This is a genomic window from Planctomycetia bacterium, from assembly GCA_034440135.1.
Taxonomy (GTDB): Bacteria; Planctomycetota; Planctomycetia; order Pirellulales; family JALHLM01; genus JALHLM01.
Genome location: JAWXBP010000403.1, coordinates 1 through 3,776, shown reverse-complemented (window position 1 = coordinate 3,776; position 3,776 = coordinate 1). Strand labels below are relative to the sequence as shown.

The 3,776-nt window shown below is 56.4% G+C and carries 4 protein-coding genes; 3 read left to right on the top strand and 1 reads right to left on the bottom strand.

Annotated elements, in window-relative coordinates:
* The 3 genes from SGJ19_23695 to SGJ19_23685 form a co-directional block, all read left to right on the top strand.
* Positions 1–417, top strand: a 417-nt coding sequence (locus tag SGJ19_23695) for a hypothetical protein (protein MDZ4783262.1), incomplete at its 5' end; no start/stop codon positions are given.
* A 181-nt stretch (positions 418–598) separates the two neighbouring features.
* Entirely contained in the window at positions 599–1,228 is a 630-nt protein-coding gene (locus tag SGJ19_23690) for a hypothetical protein (protein ID MDZ4783261.1), read from the top strand.
* Positions 1,218–2,264: a DUF262 domain-containing protein gene (locus tag SGJ19_23685; protein ID MDZ4783260.1), complete on the top strand. Its 1,047-nt coding sequence runs from the start codon at positions 1,218–1,220 to the stop codon at positions 2,262–2,264. The genes SGJ19_23690 and SGJ19_23685 overlap by 11 nt, the downstream gene beginning before the upstream one ends.
* 999 nt (positions 2,265–3,263) lie before the next feature.
* Here the strand turns inward: SGJ19_23685 and SGJ19_23680 are convergent.
* The coding region (locus SGJ19_23680; protein ID MDZ4783259.1) for a succinylglutamate desuccinylase/aspartoacylase family protein at positions 3,264–3,776 on the bottom strand (513 nt) is incomplete at its 5' end.

Sequence of the window (3,776 nt, the reverse complement as noted above, 5' to 3'; positions counted from 1 at the left end):
TTCCTGACGCTGTTTTGCGGCTTTCTGGTGCTGGCCCCCAGCATGGCGGGCAGCGCCGACGGCGTCATCCGTCGCTGGGTCGACGTCTTTTGGACCTCCAGCGCCCGGCTTCGCGAGGTGGACCCGCGGCGGATTCGCTACGTTTATTTCAGCGTGCTGTGCGGCTATGCCGTCTTCGGCGTGCTGGTCTTGGCTTTCGTCGACGGCGCCAAGCTGATGCTGTTGGCCAGCATCATTTTCAATTGGGCGTTGGGGTTCAGCATCTGGCACACGCTGGGGGTCAACTGCCTGCTGCTGCCGCGGGAGTTGCAACCCGGTTGGTTCGTAAGGATCGCCATGGCGCTGGGCGGACTCTTCTTCTTCATCATCGCCGGCATGGCCACTTACGCCGAGATGCAAAAGGCCGGCTGGGTGTGACCGTTCCGAAAGCTCGACGCCGGTCGCGGCCGACCTAACGGAAACTGGTTGCACTTTGCGTTGCAACTTGCAATACTTCCAGCCATTGAACCAGTGACCGAAAGAAGCAGCAGGCTCGCTTTGTCATGTTCTTCGATTCCCGACAGCGATGCCGCCAAGAGCAATATTCGAGCAGAAGTGCATGTCCGCTGGCATGAATTCGCATGATGGTCGCGTGGAACGGTTCCGATCGGACCTGAGCGCCTTGCGGCCAAGCGATGTTATTCGGAAGTATATTACGACTGGAAGTCCAGTAGCAATTACCGAAGACGTGTATTTCGCGCTTCGCAGCCTGGTCGCCGGACAATTCAATTTGCATCCAAGTGCAGTGGTGCTGGTTGGCTCAGCTCGCACGGGATTCAGTATAGCGCCCAAAAAGCGATACAGAGAGGCACGGGAAAACTCGGATCTCGACGTCGCGCTCGTCTCCTCTGAACGTTTTGATCAGTACTGGGATGACGTGTTTGCTTATTCGACAACGGACATTGCGTGGGAGCGCAGCGGCTCGTACCGGGCATTCGTTCGGATGCTCTTCAGCGGATGGATCGATCCTCGAGGACTGCCAAACGTACCGCGGTTCGAGCACGCTGCCCGATGGACAAATTTTTTCGATAACCTGATGCAGTCGCGCAGATTTGGACCGCGGCGCATCACGGCACGCCTCTATCGGACATGGTCGCGACTCGAAGCGTATCAAGAAAAGGCAGTGCGTCTACAAAGATCTCTGGAAAAGGCAGGCCCAAGCTTACGGTGTCAAGAAAATGGTCTTTGACGATGTTCGTCCAAACCAAGCGCCGCTGAAATGCTGGCTTCAGAATAAGCGACCCGTCCTCAATGTCCTTAATCAGTTCACTCACTCGTCGAATGCTGACGTCAGGCATGGGCTTGGTCTCCAAGATGGGCTACGCATAGCGACGGGTGAAATCGACACGCGCTCAATGAAGCGTAAGAATCAACTTGTAGACGGCCAGCAACGAATATCTACATTGCGAGAGTACGTCCAAGGGTCGTCCGATTTGATTCTCACGAAGGTGACGCCATATTGCGAATTAGACGAGAAAACCAAAATGGCGTTTCTCGATTACAAGGTGGCCGTTCGGGACTTGGGGACCGTCACCGAAGAAGAGATAAAAGAGATTTTCGCGCGCATTAACTCCACCGACTACGCATTAAAGGCGATGGAACGTCTCAATGCCCAATTCAGCGGAGTTTACAAGCAGTTCTGCGACGACTTGTCGAAAAGTCAGTTTTTTAGTCGTCATAACGTGTTTTCGTTAGCCGACTTTCGTCGAATGCGCGATCTGGACTTTTGCGTGATTCTTACAACAACGCTTCTGTCGACTTATTATCATCGCGACTCGCTGAACAAAGCGTATCTCCAACGCTACAACGACAAGTTTCCTCAAGGCGAAGAGTTGGCAAAGCAAATCGCGACGACTCTCGCATTCATCGAGAGCTGTGGCTTTGACAAGAAATGCCGCATGTGGAAAAAGACTGACCTGTTTACCCTAATCGTGGAAGTCCACTCGTTAGTACTGAAGAATCTCCGACTGGACCCGGCGAAGGTGAAGTCAAGCTTGCAAGCGTTTTATGCGCAGGTGGATGACATGTTCGCGATGAAGGGGTCGGACGAAGAACTCACAGAGAAGGCCCCGCACCCTGACGTTTTCCGCTATCTTAAGGCTGCCACCAAAGCTACGAACGACAAGTACGCTCGCGAAGATCGCGCAACTGTAATCGCAACCGTACTCAAGTCAACACTCAACCAAGAGGCTTCGAAGCCCACGCGAAAGAAGGAAAAGAAGTAGCTATAGTAGGCGAATTCCTTTCACCATGTGTTGGCAAAAATCTTCGCTCAGATCGACTCCCACCGCGGGCCGACCGCTTGTAACAGACACGCGAAGGACTGTGCCACTTCCGGCAAACGGATCAAGGACCGTTCCCCCTTCGGGGCAACCAACCTCCAGGCACTTGCGTACTAACTCATCAGGAAACGCCGCTGAGTGCACGCCCTTTGAGTGTTTTGGACGTTTGGAAATCGTCCAGACATCCTCTTCTCCGTTCAAATTGTCTCTGGAGAAGTGATACTTAGGCCCCTTTGTGAACAAAAACAGCATCTCATGCGTTCGCCACGGCCGATCGTGCGCCGTTGGCTCAGGAGTTGTGCCATTTCGCAACCAGATGATAGGGCAGCGAAGTGTCCATCCGCTATCAATCATAGCGAGTGCAACTCGCCATGGGATCCCGATTGAAGTCTTTCGGGGTACGCCCAGCCCACTCGCATCCACTGCCCGCAGTCCAAATCGTCGAGCGCCATTTTTGCGGTCGTTTCCGACGGGTTGTCCCTTTCCAGAGTAATACGTATCGCCAAGGTTGAGGAACAGAGTCCCATCTGGCGCCAGAACGCGCTTAACCTCTTCGAAGACCTCCACAATTCGTGTTACGTATTCCCCGATTGTCTTCTCTAATCCGATCTGTCCGGCAACCTTGTAATCCCGCTGCGAGTAGTACGGCGGCGAAGTTACGACACAGGCGAATCGGTCGGTGCCCATAGTAGTTAGTACTGACTTGGCGTCACCGCGTCGCACCTCCCAAGGGATTCCCACTTTTGTACGTCCGCCCCAAGTGTCTAGGCCGTGTACGACCGGCACTTCCGCAATGGATGCGTCTTTCGTTCTTGCCGCCACCGTGCGGGGGCGAGGTTTTATTACTCGTGCCACAGCAGTGCGATTGATCTTCGTTCCGTGGATGGGTTTGGATCGCATCTTATTGCTTGCCGAATGAAATGCAAGCGCCCGCCTGCCGTCTCAGCCCACTACTCGCCCGACGACCACGATGTGCTGCCCGCGCTTGATGGGGGCCACCCAGGCCTGGGCGACGACGATGCCGTCGAGGCCGGCAACGGCGGGCCACGGATCGAGATCGAGACGGTCGAAGTCGTGCAGCAGCCCCACGGTTTGGCCGCGCTGGACGAGTTGCCCGCACTCGACGAGCGGCTCGTAGTGCCCCTCGAAGGGGGCCGGCACGAAGCACTCGCGATCGACGATGGCCGCCAGGCGTTGACTTCCGTCGCGATGGTGGCCGATCGGCTCAATCTCGCCCCGAAGCTGGCCGTGGCGGATGGCGGCCGCCAGCACGCCGTGCCGTCCGTAGCGGACCCCCTCCGCGTTGACCGCCCGGCCCCAGCCGAGTTCGGTGCCGATGGTGATCTTGCCTAGCCGTTCCGCCTCGCTGGGCAGCAAGCCGGGCGTCTGGTTCTGATAGGTCATCACCAGCGGCGTGCCGAACCAGCGGGCGGTCTCCTCGATGCGGCGGGCTTG

Bases quoted from the DNA above. Each gene is read 5' to 3' on its own strand.
- SGJ19_23690 (MDZ4783261.1), top strand. From the start codon at position 599: ATGTCCGCTGGCATGAATTCGCATGATGGTCGCGTGGAACGGTTCCGA.
- SGJ19_23685 (MDZ4783260.1), top strand. From the start codon at position 1,218: ATGGTCTTTGACGATGTTCGTCCAAACCAAGCGCCGCTGAAATGCTGG.